The 17,475-nt window shown below is 51.7% G+C and carries 17 protein-coding genes; 15 read left to right on the top strand and 2 right to left on the bottom strand.

Features of this window, described 5'->3' with window-relative positions:
- Positions 1 to 126: 126 nt before the first annotated feature.
- Positions 127 to 525 carry a Spx/MgsR family RNA polymerase-binding regulatory protein gene (locus tag Q2J39_RS01255; protein WP_230267402.1) on the bottom strand — a complete coding sequence of 133 codons (399 nt, stop codon included), beginning with the start codon at positions 523 to 525 and terminating at the stop codon, positions 127 to 129.
- A 317-nt stretch (positions 526 to 842) separates the two neighbouring features.
- Between Q2J39_RS01255 and Q2J39_RS01260 the strand changes: the two genes are divergently transcribed.
- Complete coding sequence (locus Q2J39_RS01260; protein WP_230267404.1) at positions 843 to 1,565, top strand: YebC/PmpR family DNA-binding transcriptional regulator; 723 nt, start codon at positions 843 to 845, stop codon at positions 1,563 to 1,565.
- A gap of 238 nt (positions 1,566 to 1,803) precedes the next feature.
- Here Q2J39_RS01260 and Q2J39_RS01265 read toward each other — a convergent pair whose 3' ends face one another.
- Positions 1,804 to 2,547 carry a tRNA 2-thiocytidine biosynthesis TtcA family protein gene (locus Q2J39_RS01265; protein ID WP_230267405.1) on the bottom strand — a complete coding sequence of 248 codons (744 nt, stop codon included), beginning with the start codon at positions 2,545 to 2,547 and terminating at the stop codon, positions 1,804 to 1,806.
- A 212-nt stretch (positions 2,548 to 2,759) separates the two neighbouring features.
- On the opposite strand from Q2J39_RS01265, the gene truB reads away from it, so the two are divergent.
- The 14 genes from truB (at position 2,760) to Q2J39_RS01335 (ending at position 17,345) form a co-directional block, all read left to right on the top strand.
- Positions 2,760 to 3,713 (top strand): tRNA pseudouridine(55) synthase TruB, encoded by a 954-nt coding sequence (gene truB / locus Q2J39_RS01270; RefSeq protein ID WP_288338881.1) that lies wholly within the window; start codon positions 2,760 to 2,762, stop codon positions 3,711 to 3,713.
- Complete coding sequence (locus tag Q2J39_RS01275; protein ID WP_288338882.1) at positions 3,710 to 4,690, top strand: bifunctional riboflavin kinase/FAD synthetase; 981 nt, start codon at positions 3,710 to 3,712, stop codon at positions 4,688 to 4,690. Before truB ends, Q2J39_RS01275 begins: the two co-directional genes overlap by 4 nt.
- Before the next feature lie 14 nt (positions 4,691 to 4,704).
- Complete coding sequence (locus tag Q2J39_RS01280) at positions 4,705 to 5,034, top strand: Asp23/Gls24 family envelope stress response protein (RefSeq protein ID WP_230267410.1); 330 nt, start codon at positions 4,705 to 4,707, stop codon at positions 5,032 to 5,034.
- A gap of 45 nt (positions 5,035 to 5,079) precedes the next feature.
- Positions 5,080 to 5,655 carry a transcription antitermination factor NusB gene (gene nusB / locus Q2J39_RS01285; RefSeq protein WP_288338883.1) on the top strand — a complete coding sequence of 192 codons (576 nt, stop codon included), beginning with the start codon at positions 5,080 to 5,082 and terminating at the stop codon, positions 5,653 to 5,655.
- Positions 5,652 to 7,079 carry an exodeoxyribonuclease VII large subunit gene (gene xseA, locus Q2J39_RS01290; protein WP_288338884.1) on the top strand — a complete coding sequence of 476 codons (1,428 nt, stop codon included), beginning with the start codon at positions 5,652 to 5,654 and terminating at the stop codon, positions 7,077 to 7,079. The genes nusB and xseA overlap by 4 nt, the downstream gene beginning before the upstream one ends.
- A 150-nt stretch (positions 7,080 to 7,229) precedes the next feature.
- Positions 7,230 to 7,487, top strand: coding sequence for an exodeoxyribonuclease VII small subunit (gene xseB / locus Q2J39_RS01295; RefSeq protein ID WP_230267415.1), 258 nt, complete (start codon positions 7,230 to 7,232; stop codon positions 7,485 to 7,487).
- Positions 7,477 to 8,337 (top strand): polyprenyl synthetase family protein, encoded by an 861-nt coding sequence (locus Q2J39_RS01300; RefSeq protein ID WP_288338885.1) that lies wholly within the window; start codon positions 7,477 to 7,479, stop codon positions 8,335 to 8,337. The genes xseB and Q2J39_RS01300 overlap by 11 nt, the downstream gene beginning before the upstream one ends.
- A gap of 88 nt (positions 8,338 to 8,425) precedes the next feature.
- Positions 8,426 to 10,288 (top strand): 1-deoxy-D-xylulose-5-phosphate synthase, encoded by a 1,863-nt coding sequence (gene dxs / locus Q2J39_RS01305; protein ID WP_288338886.1) that lies wholly within the window; start codon positions 8,426 to 8,428, stop codon positions 10,286 to 10,288.
- Positions 10,278 to 11,048, top strand: a complete 771-nt coding sequence (locus Q2J39_RS01310; protein ID WP_288338887.1) for a TlyA family RNA methyltransferase — start codon at positions 10,278 to 10,280, stop codon at positions 11,046 to 11,048. Before dxs ends, Q2J39_RS01310 begins: the two co-directional genes overlap by 11 nt.
- Positions 11,049 to 11,270: 222 nt before the next feature.
- Positions 11,271 to 12,911 (top strand): DNA repair protein RecN, encoded by a 1,641-nt coding sequence (locus Q2J39_RS01315; protein WP_288338888.1) that lies wholly within the window; start codon positions 11,271 to 11,273, stop codon positions 12,909 to 12,911.
- Complete coding sequence (gene dinB, locus Q2J39_RS01320) at positions 12,904 to 14,187, top strand: DNA polymerase IV (RefSeq protein ID WP_288338889.1); 1,284 nt, start codon at positions 12,904 to 12,906, stop codon at positions 14,185 to 14,187. The genes Q2J39_RS01315 and dinB overlap by 8 nt, the downstream gene beginning before the upstream one ends.
- Positions 14,180 to 15,073 (top strand): tRNA1(Val) (adenine(37)-N6)-methyltransferase, encoded by an 894-nt coding sequence (locus Q2J39_RS01325; protein WP_288338890.1) that lies wholly within the window; start codon positions 14,180 to 14,182, stop codon positions 15,071 to 15,073. The genes dinB and Q2J39_RS01325 overlap by 8 nt, the downstream gene beginning before the upstream one ends.
- Positions 15,057 to 16,286 (top strand): tyrosine-type recombinase/integrase, encoded by a 1,230-nt coding sequence (locus tag Q2J39_RS01330; protein ID WP_288338891.1) that lies wholly within the window; start codon positions 15,057 to 15,059, stop codon positions 16,284 to 16,286. The genes Q2J39_RS01325 and Q2J39_RS01330 overlap by 17 nt, the downstream gene beginning before the upstream one ends.
- Positions 16,287 to 16,490: 204 nt before the next feature.
- A complete protein-coding gene (locus Q2J39_RS01335) occupies positions 16,491 to 17,345 on the top strand; it encodes an Mrp/NBP35 family ATP-binding protein (protein WP_288338892.1) in 855 nt (284 codons plus the stop codon).
- Positions 17,346 to 17,475: the final 130 nt, after the last annotated feature.

The following is a 17,475-nucleotide window of genomic DNA, read 5'->3' on the forward strand; positions in this document are numbered from 1 at the left end:
AATTAAGTATTAAATTCAGATAAAGAAATCATCTCAAAAAGACACGAAAAAACCGGGTTCCCGAAGACACGAAAAAACCGGGTTCCCGTAAGAAGAATCCGGTTTAGTAAATGGGTGACAAATGATCTAGTAAACGTAAGGATTGGCCAGGTCGCGACCTCTGCCGCGGCGGGGAATCAGGGCTGTGATTTCGTCGTGGTCGTATCCAACCGCCATGCTGCGTTCGGAAAGAAGAATCGGACGCTTGAGAATGGACGGATTTTCGTGGATGAAACTGGTCAGTTCAGAGATTGTCATATCGTCAATTCTTCCGTTAAGCAAAGCATAAGTCTTGGAACGGGTAGAAATGATGTCCTCTGTTCCGTTTTCGCAGCGGGCCATCAGATATTTAATCTCCTGCTCGGTCAGATCAGACGAGAAGACGTTTTTTTCAATATAATGAATATGATTTTCATCGAGCCATTTTTTGGCTTTTCGGCAGTTTGAACAGCCGGGGGAAGTATAGAACAATACGGTATTATTCATACGGCTGAATTCAGCTCCTTTCTTAGAGTTCTTAACAGCGAATTAATCCTATCCAAAGGGTAGGCAAGATACAAGACCGATTCAAATTTCACTTTGAAAAACCGCAATTTTAAAGATGAAAGCGCTCCGCATTTTTAAATTACGGAAAATTGTGTGATAGAGTGTTTTATTCACCCTCAGAAAACGATCGTAAGGGAATCGTTTCCTTCTTTATATAAGCGTCTTTTTTCGAATCTTCTACGATCAAAGAGGCGGGTCAGATTGTACCTGTCCGAAAAAGTGATATATTAACAAAGTAATTTTTGAAAGGATGAATTATGGGAAGACATTTTGAAGTGCGTGCAGCAGCCATGGCCAAAACTGCCGCCGCCAAAGCAAAGGTATACTCCAGATACTCGAAAGAAATCTTAGTGGCCGCAAAGAGCGGTGTCCCTGATCCCGATATGAACCAGGCGCTCAAAAAGGCAATCGCCCGCGCCAAGGCTAACTCCGTCCCCTCCGATGTCATCAAACGTGCCATTGATAAAGCAAAATCCTCTGCGGATGAAAGCTTCTCGGCAGCTCGTTACGAAGGATTCGGCGCCGGCGCCGGCTCCACCATCATCGTCGACTGCCTGACTGACAACGCCAACCGCACTATCGCAAACCTGCGTGCCTGTTTCAACAAGTCCCATTCCAAAATGGGCGTAAACGGATCCGTATCCTTCGGCTACGAAGATCTCGGCGTCATTGTTGTTCCGTTTGAAGACGAAGATGCCATGATGGAAGCCATGCTCGAAGGCGATATCGATCTGCGCGATGTGGAAGTGGAAGACGGCTACATGACCGTTACGGTCGATCCGACTCAGCTCGATGAAGCCAAGGAAGCCATCGATAAGCTGATTCCGGATGTAAAATACGAAGTTCTCGAACGCCGCATGGTTCCAAACGAAACCGTTGAGCTCGAAGGCGAAGATCTCGAACTGTTCCGCCGTCTGCTGACTCTGCTTGACGAAGTCGATGACGTACAGAACGTTTACCACAACGTATCCAATATCTAGTTTTCAAGGAAAACAGAGTTTAAACGGCTTTTCCATCGGATTCTCACGGCCTGCGTCCGGAAATTCGGCTTGAAAAAGCCGTTTTTATATTGCTCGAATGGTATGTCCGCTTATTGTTGAAGCGGAAGCAAAGGAACACGACGCAGACGGGAAAATTTCCGCTTCTGCGGCGTGTTGCTGCATATTCTGCCTGCGGCATGGAACTGAGCTCTGATCCTGAGGGCAGGAGTGTACGGCTTTACTTCTGGTCTTCGACTTTTTGCCAGAGCCGGTCTTCCTTGCGGTTGGTCAGCGCAAGCTGAAAGTTTTCTTTAGCCATCGGATAGTGTGCATACAGCTCGTTTAAAAGCTCCTTCATTTCCTGACGCTGTGAATGGCCGTCGTTTGGACAGACGGGTTTCACGGCAGGAATCTCATTGTCCCGGCACGCTTTGATGATTTCTTCTTCCGTGGCGTAGACGAGCGGACGAATGAGCGTAACGTCCGTTCTGGACATGTACTGGCTGGGCGAGAAGCAGGCGAAGCGTCCGCCGTGAATGAGATTGAGCAGGATGGTTTCCGTCGCATCGTCGGCATGATGACCGAAGACGACTTTATTGCAGCCAAGCTTTTTGGCTTCTTCGATGAGTGTTCCTTTTTTGAGCGTGGAACAGAGCGAACAGGAAATCCGATCGCCCTGCAGATTTTCGGGAAGATTTAAAATATCGAAAATGCGGGTGTCGACAATGTGAAGTTCAAGATTGTATTTCTCGGCGAATTCTTTCATGAGCTCGGTTTCCTTGCTGGAAAAGCCGACGTCGATATGAATCGCGCAAAGGGAAAAATCCTTTCCCTTGAATTTCTGATACATGCTCAGCGCCAGCCACAGCAGCATGGAATCCTTGCCGCCAGAAAGAGCTAGGGCGAGCATATCGCCAGGTTCAATCAGGCGAAAGTCCTGATCGGCCAGGCGGATTTTTCGAAGTAGAGTCTGCAGTTTCATAAATATGGGTTTGTGTTTAACCTTTCGGGGAAAAGACAGACGGCAGGCTGCCCGAGCGGCATACGGCAAGGTCGCATGTGCCCCTTGAATGCTTTCCTGCATGGAAAACGTCACCAGCAATTTTTCGCAAATGCAATGGCTGAAGGGAGGGTGCGGAAAGGGGACAGGTCTGTCTGTTTTGATGTTTGTTCGGAATTGCTTAAAATAGCGGTATGGATGGAATTCTTGTAATCAACAAGCCGGCGGGGATGACGAGTTTTGATGTCATTGCCCGGCTTCGTAAACAATATAAACAGAAAAAATTCGGCCACGCCGGCACTCTGGATCCCATGGCTTCCGGCGTTCTGGTCGTTCTCGCCGGCAGAGCCTGCAAGCTTCTGCCGTTTTTAAAAGATACCGATAAAGAGTATATCGCGCGCTGCGAACTTGGCGCTTCTTATGACACCGATGACATCACCGGAAAGCTCGAAGCGATTCGCCCGGTCACTCTGGATTTTGATGTGCAGAGTCTTCTGGATTCCTTTAAAGGCGAGCAGCATCAGCTCGTTCCCAAAGCAGCAGCTAAAAAGGTGGACGGAAAGAAGCTGTATGAATACCTGCGAGAAGGTAAGGAAGTCCCCAAAGTGTATTCGGATATTACCATTTACGATATCCGTGCCCTGGATGCGCCCCAATGGATGGACGATTTCGTGACGCTTGCTTCTGAAGAAAAGACAGAAGCAACCGAGGGGGAAGCAGCTGAGAAGGAACAAAATGAACAGATCGAACTGGAGGAAAGAGAATCCGTTCAGAAAGCGGATTTCTCGTTCTGGGTTTCATGCTCTTCCGGTACGTACGTTCGCTCCATCTGCCGGGATTTTGGCGAAAAGAGCGGAAACCTCGCCGCAATGAGCGCCCTGCAGCGAACAAAAGCCAACGGCTTTACGATTGAAGAAGCCGAAGACTTAGAAGCACCAGAACATACGCTTCATCCGATGGACCGGCTCCTGGATCTGCCCAAAGTCGATTACGAAACACCGGGCGATATTCGAAACGGAAAAACGATCCATTTTCAAAGCGAATACGATCAGGTTCTGATGATGGACGGAAACGAAGTTCTCGCCATTTATACGCGAAAATTCAGGGACCGAGATCTGTTTTCCTGTACAAGGGGGCTCTGGCAATGAAAAGCATACGCATAGAATTCGATCAGATTCCGGCTTTAGAGAAAAGCGTCTGCGCCCTTGGCTATTTTGACGGCGTCCATCGAGGACACCGGCAGCTGATGGAGACGGCGATAGCCAAAGCCAAAGCCGCCGGAATACAGAGTGCCGTCCTGACGTTTGATCCGGACCCCTGGCAGGTGCTGAAGCCGAATGCGGATCTGCATCATCTAAGCGATCTCGAAGACAAGGCGATGATTCTCGAGTCGATGGGCATCGACTGCTTTTACATCGTGAACTTTACCCGGGAATTCGCGGGCCTTTCCAACGAACAGTTCCATCAGTTTTTAAAGGATCTGAACATTACAGAAGTCGTCTGCGGCTTTGACTACACGTACGGGAAAAAGGGAAGCGGCAATATTGAAACGCTCAGAAAGGACAGCGGTCTTCCGGTCGATGTGATCGAACAGATCAGCGATCACGAAGAAAAAATTTCCTCCAGCCGGATCGAAGCGCTGATTCGCGAAGGCAATGTGGAAGAAGCCGGCGAACTGCTCGGCTATTTGTACACGATGAAAGGCACGGTGGAATCGGGCTTTCAGCGCGGCCGCAAGCTTGGCTTTCCGACCGCCAATCTCTCCTTTTCCAAAGAAGAGCTCTGCCCGGCTTCCGGCGTGTACGCAGGGTATGTTCTCGTAAAGAATCACGCGTACAAGGCGATGATCAATGTCGGCACCAATCCGACGTTTAACAACCGGGAAAAGACGATTGAAGCCCATCTGTTTGACTATTCCGGCTCCCTCTATGGCAAAAAAGTGCGCTTTCTGTTCGCCAGGCGCCTGCGTTCAGAAATCCGCTTTGCGAGCGTAGAAGATTTAAAGGAACAGCTCAGGCGGGACGAGAAGGCATCTTTAAAGGCACTAGCGTTGCCGGATGCCCGTCTGGACCATACAGTTAATTTATGGAGTTTGGATGGGCTCGATGGTATACTTGAACCGTGAAGTCAGGTGAAATTATGTCAAATCAAACTAGTGCAATGAAAGTAACGGACCAGTACGGCTCGATCGTATACAACCGTTCCGTTTTTTCTGCAATCGCCCGCAATGTGATTGATGAATCGAAAGACGTTGAAGTCGCAGAAAGCTCCAAAGTATTCCATGCCGACAAGCTTTCCTGGATTGAAGACGGAAAACTGTATATTTCCATTCCCGTTCGGCTTGGCGTAAATGCCAATGTTACGGATTTATGCGCGGCCCTGCAGAACAAGATTTACGAAAGCATTGAATACATGACCGACTACAAACCAGAATCGATTGAGATTCAGGTCGTCGGATTTATCTTTTAGGGAAATCGGCGGATTTCCCTTTTTTTGAAAGGAATACAAGACACTATGAAACAGAAAAAGACCCTGGCCGATGTTGAGCCGATGAGCCCGGAAGAACTCGAAAAAGGACTTTCGAATCTCTCTCCGTTTATTTATGACGCCATCAAGGATCGACTCGACGAAATTCCTGTGGAAATTCAGGAAGCGCTCGTACAGAAAATTCCGCTGAGCAACGATCTCATGCTGAAATACGGCATCCCGTTTAACCGTCACCAGATGCGCATTATCGCGCTGAAGGCGATCTATCAGAATCTGCTCGTCGGAACCGATATCCGCAAGGCGCTCTTTGATCTGCTTCATGGCCATAACGCCATTGACGGCTACCTGTATGAGCTTTCCATCGGCACTATGGAACACAAGGACGAATACATCGAGCTGCTCTCCTCCAAGCTGCGCAGGGACTGGACCTGGAACCGCATGCCGGTTATTGAACAGGCCATCCTTCTGATGAGCACGCAGGAAATTCTGGAAGGAATCGCCCCGAAACCTGCGGTCATCAACGAAGCGATCACGCTTTGCAAGGAGTACAGCGAGCCCGGTTCTGCCAAAATGGTGAATGCGATTCTTGATTCGCTGAAATGAAAACTATAAAAGTTTCCCAGCTGGTCACGCTGGTCAGTCAGTTTCTGACGTCGAAAGTCCATACGGACAGCGTCATGATTTCCGGCGAACTTTCCAACGTTCGCTATGTCAGCGGCCACTGCTACTTTGATCTTAAGGATGAAGAAGGACAGCTTTCCTGTACTCTCTGGCGCTCGAATGCGAGCCGGGTAGGATTTACTCTCGAGGACGGAATGGCTGTCCTTGTTCATGGAACGCTCGATCTTTACGTAAAGCGCGGTCAGCTGAAGTTCAATGTCGACCATGTAAAACTCGGCGGCATCGGCGCGCTCTATCTGCAGCTTGAAGAGCGCAAGAAACGACTGGCTGCCGAAGGTCTTTTTGATCAGGGCCGCAAAAAGCCAAGACCCGAGGAAATCAATAAAATCGCGATCGTAACGGGCAAGACGACCGCCGGCCTGCAGGATGCCCTGAAAACCATCCGTCTGCGCTGGCCGATGCTTCAGGCCACCCTGTTTCCCGCACCGGTGCAGGGAAATGACGCCCCGCCCAAAATTGTTGCGGCGCTCAAAGAAGCCGATGCGGCCGGCATGGATGCCGTTCTGCTCATTCGCGGCGGAGGAAGCTTTGAAGATCTCTTCTGCTTTAACGACGAGCAGATCGTCCGTACGCTCGCAGCCATGAAAACGTACACCGTCACGGGCATCGGCCATGAAATCGATACGTCGCTGGCCGATCTGGCCGCCGACCATCGTGCTCTGACGCCAACAGCCGCGGCGCAGTGGGTGACGCCCGATCAGAACGAAGTACGGGCCAGACTGGATGTGCTCACGCGCCAGATGGAAGAGCGGACACGCCGCCTGCTTCAGGTCAGCCGGCAAAATCTCCTGTATCTGGTCGGCTCTTCGCCCCTGTCCAATGTGCAGGGCTATCTGGAAACGCGAAGAGCACCCCTCAATGTGCAGATTCAAAAGCTTAACGGTGCCTTTGCGGCCATTCTGTCCAGCGCGCAAAGCCGTCTGGAAAAAGCTTCAGCCTTTTTGCCGGTCGAAATGGAAAATCTTTTGCGCACGCAGAAAAACCGGCTGTCGAGCACGACGTCCGCGCTCTATTTTGCAGCGCCCGTTCATCGCATTACTCTGATGCAAAATGAGATCGGCCAGAACGTGCAGAAAATGGAAAAAGCCATGGACTGGCACTATGAACGCAGCCGCAGTGCGCTTGATAAACTGGACGCGCTTTTGCAGGCGCTCTCCGTAGAGCGTACGCTTGAACGCGGCTTTTCCATCGTCCGCCAGAACGGACACGTTCTCTCTTCGGCCGATTCGCTCAAAGCCGGCGATTCGCTTGATATCCGCTTTGCGAGGGGCTCGGCTGTATCCGTGGTTCAGTCGGTTTCACCGGATCTGAAAACGGAAGGCGAAGCGCCGGACACGGATCAGTAAAAAACGCCTGGGTTCATCCCAGGCGGCAAAGGACAAAAATTTCTGAAAATAGCGTTTAAACCAAACGTCTTTGCACAGTAACCGGAAGATTCGGTTCAGTCCTCTGGATCGAATCGTTTCGTTTCCCATACAGAAAGGAGCCATACTGCCATGGTTCAAAAAACGACAGCGATCCCGGCACCGCTCGATGCCCAGGGTCAGCCCATGAGCTTTCAGAAAGCCATGAAGCGCCTGGAAGAAATTGTTAACCAGCTCAACGATCCCAATCTCGATCTGGAAACCGCGCTTGTTCTTTACAAGGAAGGCCTTCAGATTTCACAGTTCTGCTCGCAGCAGCTCGATCAGTTCCAGATGGAAATGAATCAGCTGAGCGCTCAGGCCAATCGAGGAGACGTCCATGAAGCCTGAACTGGAAACGTGTAAACAGGTGCTGGAAAAGCGCCTGGACGAAAGCATTGCCGCTTTAGAACCGTCCCGGATTCAGGAAGCCATGGGGTACGCCCTGCTTGGCGGCGGCAAGCGGCTTCGTCCGCTGCTGCTCTTTGCGGCCCTTGAGGCGTATGGTCTGGATCCCTTAAAAGGTCTGGATATGGCGTGCGGCATTGAAATGATGCATACATACTCGCTCATTCATGACGACATGCCGGAAATGGACGACGACAGGATGCGCCGCGGCAAACCGTGCACACACATTCTGTTTGGAACGGATGTCGGCCTTCTGGCAGGCGATGCCCTGCAGACGCTGGCCTTTGAAATGGCCGCAAAGGCGGAAAATCCAAAAGATGCAGCTGCACTCTGCCGCCTGATGGCGCAGAAAGCCGGCGCCAATGGCATGTGTCTCGGACAGGATCTCGATTTGTGGAGTTCGGCTTCGGATGACGAAAGCCTGGAGCAGCTCGTGCGCATTGAAACGCTCAAAACCGGCTGTCTCTTTCAGCTGCCGCTCGGTTCAGCCGCTCTTATTGCGGATCATGAAGAAGATCTGGACGCGTGGGATGAAATCGGCAGGGAACTCGGCATTCTTTTCCAGTTACAGGATGATCTGCTGGAAATGACGAGTACCGAAGAGAAGATGGGCAAGTCCCTTTCGGATACGCGCAATGACAAAGCGACCGCCCTGACGCAGTACGGAATCGATCAGGCGACGCGCAAAATCGAAGAATGCTACGCGAAAATCGATCGTACGCTGGATGCGCTCGGTCTGCAGGATCAGACTCTGCGCGAACTTTTTGATGAAATTCGCCATCGTACTCACTGATCCGAAATCAGGCTTCGGCCTGAAAAACAAACGAATTCAAAAAACTCTTAGAATACGCCTTCAGGCGATAAGGGAAAGGAGTGTTGTGATGAATCTGACCGAGCTGAAAACCTGTGACGATCTGCGCAGACTTTCCCTGAAGGAGATGGAAGTTCTGGCGCGTCAGATCCGGCTGTTTCTGCTGTATTCCGTTTCGGAAACCGGCGGCCATCTCTCCAGCAACCTCGGCGTCGTCGAACTGACGATCGCCCTCCACTACGTCTTTGATGCGTCGAAAGACAAGCTGATTTTTGATGTCGGCCATCAGTCGTATGCGCATAAAATTCTGACCGGCCGTGCCGATCAGTTTTCCACGCTGCGCCAGTTTCACGGCCTTTCCGGCTTTCAGAAACGCAGCGAAAGTCCGGCAGACCCGTGGGAAGCCGGCCATTCCTCGACGTCCATTTCGGCGGGGCTCGGCTTTGCGGCAGCCCGCGATCTGCTTCATCAGGATTACGAAGTCGTCAGCGTAATCGGCGATGGCGCGATCGGATCGGGAATGGCGCTCGAAGCGCTCAACGATCTGGGCCGCCAGCGCCGCAAGATGATTATCGTCTTTAACGACAATACGATGTCCATTTCGCCTAACGACAGCGGACTGGAAAAATCGATTACTCGTCTTAGGACGTCGAAAGTGTACCGGGATACGAAAAAGGATCTCAGTCAGTCGCTTTCCAGCTCTGAAGCCGGACAGGAAATTTTGCATTTTCTCAAGCGCAGCCGGGACATGGTCCGGCAGGCCGTTGTCGACGCGCCGCTCTTTTCGCAGTTTAATCTCAACTACATCGGACCGGTGGACGGCCACGATATCGGCGCACTCATTTCCGCGTTTCAGACGGCCAGAGAAAAAGATGAACCGGTCGTGGTGCACGTTATTACGAAAAAGGGAAAAGGCTATCCCATGGCCGAAAACGATACGATCGGTCTGTGGCATGGCGTCGGTCCGTTTGATGTGTATACCGGAAAGCCGCTGGCCGCACCGGTTCCCGGCGTTTTAAGCTGGTCGGAAGCGATCGCGCGCACGCTCATGCGTCTTCTGGCCCTCGATCCCAAGCTGGCCGTCGTTACCCCGGCCATGGCGACTGGAAGCGAACTGCTGCCCATTGCCCGCCGCTATCCGGATCGCTTTTTCGATACCGGCATTGCGGAAGAACACGCCATGACGATGACGGCGGCAATGGCTGCCGGCGGTCTGCACCCGTTTCTTTCGATTTACAGTTCCTTTTTGCAGAGAGCGTACGATCAGGTTTTGCACGATACCGCACGCATGCATCTGCCGGTCGTTGTCGGCATAGACCGCGCCGGTCTGGTCGGCGCGGACGGAGATACGCATCAGGGCATTTACGACATCGCCTTTTTGTCGACCGTTCCTGATATCGTTCTGTGCCAGCCAAAGGATGCGCTCGAAGCGCAGGATCTCCTCTATTCGGGCTTCCATCAGAATATGCCCTGGTTTATCCGCTATCCGCGTGGAAAAGTACCCTTTACGCCAAAGGAGCATCTCGCGCTCATTCCCGCTGGAACGTGGACGGTGTATTCAACGTTTGCGGATCGGCCAGCCGATCAGATCGTGATCGCCTACGGTCCGGAGGTCGATCGTATTCTCGACCGGGCTCGTCAGGAAAATCTGTCCCTGATGGTTGTTAACGCACGCTTTTTAAAACCGCTCGATGACGATCTGCTCAAAAAGCACTTTGAATCCGGCAAGCCGATTACCGTCTATGAAACGGATTCGTACGAAGGCGGACTGGCGATGCAGATTCAGGCCAGAGCCTCTGACTATAAGCGAGATATCGATGTGCTGACGTTAAAGGAAGGCTTTATTGAGCAGGGAAGCGTGGAACAGCTCAAAAAGGAGCAGCACATTTCGCTCGACGATTTAATGGAAAGGCTGAAAGATCATGCGTCTTGATCAGTATCTGGCCAAAGAACTGCAGACGCGCACCCGTGCAGCCGATGCCATCAAGCAGGGCCGCGTCTCGATCGCCGGAAAAACCATTACCAAGCCGGCGTATGAACTGAAGGAAGAAGAACAGGATCAGATTGAAATCCGTCCTGCCGAGCACGATTATGTCAGCCGTGCCGGCGGAAAGCTTCAGGCCGCCTTTGACGCCTTTCACATCGACGTGAAAGATCAGTGTGTTCTCGATATCGGCGCCTCCACCGGAGGTTTTACGCAATGCGTACTTGAACATGGTGCGCGCAAAGTATACGCTTTAGATGTTGGTCATCTGCAGCTTTCACCCGCGCTCAAAGCGGATTCGCGGGTGGTGGAGATGGAAGGCGTGAACGCGCGCAGCATTTTAAAAAGCTGGTTTTCGGACAAAATCGACTTTATTTGCATGGATGTCAGCTTTATTTCCGCCCTTTCCATACTCGAACCGCTGTTTTTGCAGATGATGCCCGAGCATCTGTGCGTGCTCGTAAAACCGCAGTTTGAATGCACCAAAAACGCACTCAACAAAAAAGGCGTCATTAAAAATCCGAAATACGAAGCGCAGGCCGTAGAGAAAATTCAGAACGCACTTTTGATGCACTACGCAAAAGTACGCAAAATTCCCTCGCCGGTCGTCGGCCGCAGCGGCAATCAGGAATACCTCCTGTACGCGTGCCGGCCAAAAGAGATCCACAGCGCGCCTGAACCGACGGATGCTCCGGCAAAACCGGAATAACTCAAATAACCAGGATCGCGTCTGGACGTATAACGGAAAGAAGCCGAAAAGACGTTACGGCTGGATAGCCTTTTTGCGGATACAACTGAAGACAATACAGTCAGCCGCCTGCCTCTTAGGAAGCAGGCGGCTGACTGACTAACGGAATATGGAAATACGGCCCGTTTTAAAGAAAACGAAAGTATTTCCAAAGAACAAAATCATTTAGAAAGAGGGATCACCATGATTGAACAGCTGACAGTCCAGGATTACATCCTCTTTGATCAGGCTCAGATCGATTTTGATCAGAACATGTCGGTCATCACCGGCGAAACCGGTGCCGGTAAATCGCTGCTCATTGATGCCATTCAGGCGATTTCCGGCGAACGCATCGGAAAAGGCGTCGTCCGTAAGGGAAAGGACAAGGCCATTTTGCAGATGGTCCTTTCCAATCCGTCTAAAGAAGTATGCCAGATGCTCGAGGAAAACGGATTTGATGTCGAAGATACGATCATCATTACCCGCATCGTCAGCGCTTCGGGAAAAAGTCGCATGCTTCTCAATTCCCGGACCACCACGAACAGCTTTGTCGCCAAAACTGTCTCCCGCATGGTCGACATCCATTCCCAGATGGATACCATCCGGCTGATGGATCCAGCTTTGCAGCTGGAAATGCTGGACCGCTTTGCAAAAAATGAGGAGCGGCTGGCACAGACCCGCGCCGCCTATTCGCGTCTGCGTGCGGTTTCTGCCAAAATTCGCAAGCTCAAAAACGAAACGTTTTCGCAGGATCGTCTCGATTATCTGACCACACGGCTCAACGCCATTCAGAACGCGAAAATCAAGGAAGGCGAACTCGAAGCTTTAGAACAGAAAATCGCCAAAGCCGAACAGATTCAGGACGCGTTTGACTCGATGTCCGAAGCGCTCTATCTCTACCGCAAGGAAGGCGGCATTCAGGATCTGCTCGTCGAAGCGGCCGGCTGCCTGAAAAATCATCAGACTGAAGAAGAATTCGGAACCCGTCTGACCGATCTGGCTTTTGAAGTCCAGGATCTGTTTGAGCGGGTATCCGATGTAAAAAACGAAACGATGATGCAGGAAGGCCATCTCGACAAAATGCAGGAACGTCTGTTTCTCATTAAGGATCTCTTCCGGGAAAACGGCGGCACGTACGAGTCGATGACCAAAGCCGCTAAAGATATGGAAGAGCAGATCGATCAGATTCTGCATCGTCAGGATGTCTTTGAACGTCTGGAAAAAGAACGCCGCCATGTCATGAGCGAATACACGAAGCAGGCGTCATTGCTGCATCAGGCGCGCAAGGCGGTCGTTCCTGCACTGAAGGAACTGGTGGAAAAGCACGCGCGGGATCTGATGCTCGAGCACTGCGTGTTCGACATTCATTTCGATAAAAAGCAGCCGTCAAGCGATGGTATGGATGCAGTGGAGTTTTACGCGTCCATGAACCCCGGCCAGGCTCCTTCCCCGTTAAAAGCTTCGGCCAGCGGCGGTGAGCTGTCCCGACTGATGCTGGCGCTGAAAGTCGTGTTCCAGGCCGAAGATGGCATCGGAACCCTGGTGTTCGACGAAATCGATACCGGCGTTTCCGGAAAAGTCGCACTGGCGATGGGATCGAAAATGCATGCGCTGGCCAAAGACTATCAGGTACTCTGCATTACCCATCTTCCGTCCGTTGCCGTATGGGCGGACGATCACTACTGCGTCTCCAAATCGACCGACGGAACGATTACGACAACCCAGGTGAGCGAACTGTCTCAAGAAGATCATTTTAAAGAGCTGGCCATCATGGCCAGCGGCAACGCCGATGAAGCCGGCGTTTCGAGCATGAAAGAGCTCGCCAGACGGGTACGCCATGGCTAGAGTGCTTTTTCATATCGATCTCAACGCCTTCTTTGCCTTCGCCGAAGAACTGCGCCATCCCGAACTGAAGGGAAAGCCGCTTGGCATTGGCGGCAATTCTTCGCGCGGCGTTCTGAGCACCTGCAATTACATCGCCCGTCAGGCCGGTCTGCATTCCGCCATGCCGGTCCTGCAGGCGAAGGAAATGTGTCCGGAACTGGTTTTGCTTCCGCCCGACGGGGAATACTACCGCAAGCTGTCCGGTCAGTTTTTCGCGCTCATCCGTCAGTACTGTCCGCGCATGGAAATTCTTTCCATTGATGAGTGTTTCGTCGATGCGACCGATGTCATTACGAAGTATCCAAGACCGCTCGATCTGGCCGTCGCCATTCAGCGTGCCGTTTATGAAAAGCTGGGTCTGAAGTGTTCGATCGGTGTGGCGCCGACGCGCTTCCTGGCAAAAATGGCTTCCGATCTGCGCAAGCCGATGGGCCTTTCCGTTATTCGAAAACGCGATATCCCGGCCAAGCTTTACCCGCTTGGCGTGGAAACGTGCATTGGCATCGGAACGAAAACCGTCCCAAAGCTGCAGGAAGCGGGCATTACAACAATCGGCGATCTGGCGGATCCGGAAAACGAAGCGCTCTGTGCGCAGATTTTCAAAAATTCCTGGCCGGAAATGAAGGCGCGAATTCATGGGCAGTCGAGCGACCAGCTCGTCTTCTCGAGCTCGCGCAAATCCATTTCACATTCCCGGACATTTCTGTCGGATCTGTACTCGCTCGAAGATCTGCAGAGCCAGTGTCGTACGCTCGTGTACGAGCTGGCGGAAAGCATGAAAAAGAAAAATCAGCGCGGCGCGCAGGTTTCGCTCGTTTTGCGCGATATTCACTTTCGCAATAAGGTGCGCTCGAAAAAGCTTTCCGGCTATACGAACGATCCGATCATTTTGTACGAAGCCGTCAGCGGTCTGCTCCAGAAGGAGTTTGATCCCGTTGGCTACCGGCATATCGGAGTAACCGTCGGTTCGCTGGCCAATGAAGAACAGATGCTGTTTCAGCCGACGCTCTTTGATTTCGACGCCGGCGCGCCCGATCATCTGCTTGAGTCCTTAAACCGCTCGCTGTCTAATGAAGAAACGGGCGGAAAGCTCATGACGCTTGGCGATCTCATGCGAAAAAAGGAAGAAGAAAAAAGCAGCGACAAGGCGGATGCCAAATCTCCGAAAGCCAATCCGGCCAATCCGGATGAGGAAAAGACAGCCGCGCCTGCGGCTTCGGAGAACGCGTATGCGTAAACGGCCGCCCATTCTCGATCTGCTTTCCGCTGCGCAGAAAGAGCGTCTGAATCAGGACGAGCTGGACTTTCTGCGCAGCGAAGCAAATTTTGCACTGGATTATTTTCTGGCCCCATATAACCGCCTGATCCAGAACCGCACGCAGTTTTGCATCAACAGCGACAGTGCTGCGCTTGCATTGTTCGTTTCCAAAATCCGCAATCGCAAAGTACTTGAAATCGGCTGCAACAACGGAGCCATTCTTGCGTATATTTCCCAGGAAAATCCTGCCTTCCTTTGCGGCGTGGAACTGCAGGAAAGCGCCGCAAAGCTCGCGCAGATCAACATGAAGCTTTTTTCGAAAACGTCTTCGTTTGAAATTCGAAACGGTTCCATTCTGGATCTGAATGCGGGAGAGTTCGATCTGGTCCTTTGCAATCCGCCCTATTTTGCCCCGTCTCCTGAGCAGGCCGTACGACCCCTTACTTCACGGGAAATTGCCCGCGTAGAAGGCGATCTGAATCTGAAGACGATGATTGAAAGTGCCAGACGCCATTTGAAATCGGGCGGGCGGTTCTGCTTTGTCCATCGTCCTTCCCGGCTTACCGAGATTTTTGCATTATTGAAGGAAAACCGTTTTTCCATTTCCCGTCTGCAGACCGCCTACGATATTCGAACGTTTCAGCCGTGTGCCGTCCTGGTCGAAGCCGTGCTGGATCGCTTTGTTGATCCCGTACTGGAAACGGCTCTTCTTTATGATGGAACGTGCCGTCCGAAAACGATGGAAGAATATTTCCGGACTCACGATCTGAATGGATCGGCTGGCGGCGCAGAGATCAATCCAGAAAGTACGGACGGTACCTGTATGGTCAGAAAGGAAGGCGAGGAAAATGACGGAAAGCAATAAATCGACCGAAGAACGCCTGGATAAAAATCCCGCGGATGAAGATCTTATGCAGTCTTCTCTGGCATCGGCTTCTTCAAAGCCGATGGATCCGATGCTCGAGTCGATCGTTTCCGACTACTTTTCACAGGCAGCCGGCGGACGCATGCTTTCTCAGTCTTCCATTCAGGCGCAGAAAAATGATCTGCGCCTCTATTTTGAAGAATGCAGGCAAGGAGAACTTTCCCCGCTGAATCTGAATACCAGCGAAATGCAGAGCGTCATCGACGGACTTGCCTCCGGTTATGCCCCTTCTTCCATCGCGCGTCTTTGTTCGACGCTTCGTTCGTTTTATTCCTATTTGTCGCTTCGTCTCGATCAGCCCGATCCGGCTATGACGCTGCGCGCGCCGCATTTAAGCCGGGCTTTGCCGCTGTGGGTGAGCGCCGAAGAATTTGAAAAGACGCTCGAAATCTTTGAAGCCGACGATAAGGGCATACTGGATAAAACGATTCTGATGACGCTGTACTGCTGCGGACTGCGTGTCAGTGAACTGTGCACGCTCGAAGAGCGGAACGTCCGTCTCGATCAGAAGCTGCTTCGCGTCATTGGAAAGGGAAGAAAGGAGCGGGTCATTCCGCTGCCCGATTCGCTTTGCACTCAGATGGACGAATACCGAAAGCGCGTACGGGATCCCAAAGCCGGCATGCGCAAGTTTTTCTTCGTTTCGCTCAAAGGCGAAAAGCTCAACCGGCAGTACGTCTATCGTCTGGTTAAGAAAGCGTCAATTCAGGGCAGTCTTCCGCCTTCTTCGAGTCCGCATACGCTTCGCCATTCCTTTGCGACAAGACTGATGGAGCACGAAAGCGATTTGCGCTCGCTCCAGGAACTGCTTGGACACAGCGATATTTCGACCACCCAGATTTACACCCATATTGATACAAACCGCCTGCTCAGTACGTACGATCAGGCGCTGCCCGATTTCGGCAACCTTGGCGGGATTGCGGATGGACAGGAAGAAGGAACGGTCGCGAAGAAAGACGCTCCATCGCTTTCACAAAACGTGTCTGAACCAAAAGAACGAGCCGATCGGCTGGAGTCATCTGTGTCGGATGCAAAATCGATCTCCAGTACGGATGTATCCTCTTCGATCGAACCGGCGAGTCAGGAAGTTCATGAGCGCAGACGGCTTTCGAGAGCGCAGCGAAAGAAAGCCGAAAAGGCGTCGAAACAATAGACGATGGAGTACTTTTGAAAAACTGTGTGTCCTTTTGTACGATCGAAGCCCTATACGCTCAGCCTCACGGACGGGCTAAATCGAAGAATAGAGACAGAAGTATGAAATCGTGGCAAAATGAAAAAGCCGGCCGCACAGGCCGACCAGAAAAGAGTCTTTCTCTTTTCTATTTTGAAAAGGCCAATCTGGCCGGGAGGAATAAGCATGAGTTGTGAAGGATGCCCTTCAAAAGGTAACTGTTCAAAAAATCCGGAAAGCTGCGGACTGCAGCCCAATCCGGCTAATCATATCAAAGCCATTGTTCCGATCATGTCCGGAAAAGGCGGTGTAGGCAAATCCACCGTGACGGTTATGCTCGCACGCGCGCTGGCTGCCATGGGCAAATCGGTAGGTATCATGGATGCCGATGTGACTGGACCGTCCATTCCGCGTCTGTTCGATCTGCAGGATGAACAGGCGTACGCCAATGCCGAGAACTTCGTTCTGCCGGTAGAAACGAGCGATCATATCATGACGATGTCCTTAAACTACATGATGGCCAACGAAGGCGATCCAGTCGTATGGAGAGGTCCGATCGTTTCCAATATGCTGAAGCAGTTTTATACGGACGTCATCTGGGGCGATCTCGATGTACTTCTGATCGACATGCCGCCAGGAACCGGCGATACTGCGCTGACGATTTTGCAGGAGCTGCCGGTAACCGGTGTCGTTATGGTCACCACGCCGCAGCCGATGGTTTCCATGATCGTTACGAAAGCTGTTCGCATGTGCAAAAAGATGAATATCCCCGTACTGGGCATGGTTGAAAACATGGCCTACATGAACTGCCCGCACTGCAATGAACGCATCAATTTCTATTCGACCGATGAAAACGGCAAGTTTGTCGGCATGGAAGGCCTTGAAGAAGTCAAGATGTACGCGATGCTGCCGACCGATGATCTGCTGCGCCGTACGAATGATTTTGATACCTTTACCATCGCGCAGATGGATGAAGTCAAAGCGCTCTTTGTCGAGTTCGCTAAGGAACTCTGCGAAGATCTCGAAAAGCTCGAAAAGTAAGTTTCCGCCTCTTTCCGGTATGTCCTGTGCCTCAGGACGTACCGGTCTTTTTTTATGGTGCAGGCGCAGGAAAGCAACGTAAGTGTCAAACAATCGACGGGTATACGCGAGACTGAATATTAGATACGCT

The sequence above is a fragment of the uncultured Allobaculum sp. genome, assembly GCF_948576815.1.
Taxonomy (GTDB): Bacteria; Bacillota_I; Bacilli_A; order Erysipelotrichales; family Erysipelotrichaceae; genus Allobaculum; species Allobaculum fili.

Bases quoted from the DNA above. Each gene is read 5' to 3' on its own strand.
- Q2J39_RS01255 (WP_230267402.1), bottom strand. From the start codon at position 525: ATGAATAATACCGTATTGTTCTATACTTCCCCCGGCTGTTCAAACTGC.
- Q2J39_RS01260 (WP_230267404.1), top strand. From the start codon at position 843: ATGGGAAGACATTTTGAAGTGCGTGCAGCAGCCATGGCCAAAACTGCC.
- Q2J39_RS01265 (WP_230267405.1), bottom strand. From the start codon at position 2,547: ATGAAACTGCAGACTCTACTTCGAAAAATCCGCCTGGCCGATCAGGAC.
- truB (WP_288338881.1), top strand. From the start codon at position 2,760: ATGGATGGAATTCTTGTAATCAACAAGCCGGCGGGGATGACGAGTTTT.
- Q2J39_RS01275 (WP_288338882.1), top strand. From the start codon at position 3,710: ATGAAAAGCATACGCATAGAATTCGATCAGATTCCGGCTTTAGAGAAA.
- Q2J39_RS01280 (WP_230267410.1), top strand. From the start codon at position 4,705: ATGTCAAATCAAACTAGTGCAATGAAAGTAACGGACCAGTACGGCTCG.
- nusB (WP_288338883.1), top strand. From the start codon at position 5,080: ATGAAACAGAAAAAGACCCTGGCCGATGTTGAGCCGATGAGCCCGGAA.
- xseA (WP_288338884.1), top strand. From the start codon at position 5,652: ATGAAAACTATAAAAGTTTCCCAGCTGGTCACGCTGGTCAGTCAGTTT.
- xseB (WP_230267415.1), top strand. From the start codon at position 7,230: ATGGTTCAAAAAACGACAGCGATCCCGGCACCGCTCGATGCCCAGGGT.
- Q2J39_RS01300 (WP_288338885.1), top strand. From the start codon at position 7,477: ATGAAGCCTGAACTGGAAACGTGTAAACAGGTGCTGGAAAAGCGCCTG.
- dxs (WP_288338886.1), top strand. From the start codon at position 8,426: ATGAATCTGACCGAGCTGAAAACCTGTGACGATCTGCGCAGACTTTCC.
- Q2J39_RS01310 (WP_288338887.1), top strand. From the start codon at position 10,278: ATGCGTCTTGATCAGTATCTGGCCAAAGAACTGCAGACGCGCACCCGT.
- Q2J39_RS01315 (WP_288338888.1), top strand. From the start codon at position 11,271: ATGATTGAACAGCTGACAGTCCAGGATTACATCCTCTTTGATCAGGCT.
- dinB (WP_288338889.1), top strand. From the start codon at position 12,904: ATGGCTAGAGTGCTTTTTCATATCGATCTCAACGCCTTCTTTGCCTTC.
- Q2J39_RS01325 (WP_288338890.1), top strand. From the start codon at position 14,180: ATGCGTAAACGGCCGCCCATTCTCGATCTGCTTTCCGCTGCGCAGAAA.
- Q2J39_RS01330 (WP_288338891.1), top strand. From the start codon at position 15,057: ATGACGGAAAGCAATAAATCGACCGAAGAACGCCTGGATAAAAATCCC.
- Q2J39_RS01335 (WP_288338892.1), top strand. From the start codon at position 16,491: ATGAGTTGTGAAGGATGCCCTTCAAAAGGTAACTGTTCAAAAAATCCG.